Source organism: Pseudoflavonifractor sp. An184, assembly GCF_002160305.1.
Classification (GTDB): Bacteria; Bacillota; Clostridia; order Oscillospirales; family Oscillospiraceae; genus Lawsonibacter; species Lawsonibacter pullicola.
Map to the genome: position 1 here is coordinate 1 of NZ_NFKI01000141.1, position 1,020 is coordinate 1,020.

Consider the following 1,020-nt stretch of genomic DNA (forward strand, 5'->3'; position numbering starts at 1 on the left):
ACAAGAAGTTGCTCAGCAACGGCAGAGTAGAACGGATTGAAAGCAAAAAACAGAGCAAGGGCCTGAGCCCCAAGACGGTGAGGAACCTGCACCAGATCATTGCCTCGGCGATGAAACTGGCCAAGGAGCAGAAGCTCATCGCTGTGGACCCCACAGACGGCTGCGCCCTGCCCAAGGTGGAGCACAAAGAGATGAAAACCCTCCCAGTGGAGCAGCTGGCTTCCTTCCTGCGGGAGGCCAAGGACAGCGGTGTATTCGAGCTGTACTACGTGGAGCTGGCCACTGGACTGCGGCGGGGAGAACTGTTAGGCCTGAAATGGGAGGACCTTGATTTGGAACGGGGCGACCTCCGGGTTAAACGGCAAATAGCAAGAATCAACGGCGAGGTGGTGGAAGCACCCCTGAAAACAAAAAACGCCTACCGCACCCTGCCGTTGGCAAAGGATACGGTAGACGTTCTGAATCAGCAGAAAAAGAAAGTGGGGAGCTGTCCCTGGGTGTTTCCCGGTTCTACTGGCGGCCCCATGTCCCCAGACAGTGTGCTCCACATGCTCCACCGGGTACTGAAGCGGGCAGGACTGCCAAGGGTCAGGTTCCACGATTTGAGGCACACTTTCGCAACCCTGGCCCTGCAAAACGGAGTGGATGTGAAAACCGTCTCCGGCATGCTGGGCCACTACAGCGCCGGGTTTACCCTGGACACCTACGCCCACGTAACTACCTCAGCCCAAAGACAGGCGGCGGAGGCCATGGAACACGTCCTCTCCGGCAGTTTATAGCCCTCTCCAGTCCGGAAAGATTCCCGTATGGGTCAGAATCTGGGTCAGATTTAAAAGCCAAAAATAAACCCCTCAAAAAGGTTGCAGAAAACAAAAATAATCCGCTGGAATCAGGCGATTCCAGCGGATTTCTGGTTGCGGGAGGAGGACTTGAACCTCCGACCTCCGGGTTATGAGCTGCTGTCGGTTTGTCCATCTGCTGCGGTTCAACGCTTTCCGGGCGTTTTTGGGCCTAAAATGG

1 protein-coding gene is annotated in these 1,020 nt (G+C 56.0%); it reads left to right on the forward strand.

Annotated features, from left to right (window positions below; genetic code table 11):
- A partial coding sequence (locus tag B5F19_RS16830; protein WP_087292919.1) for a site-specific integrase occupies positions 1-779 on the forward strand: 779 nt, incomplete at its 5' end.
- Positions 780-1,020: the final 241 nt, after the last annotated feature.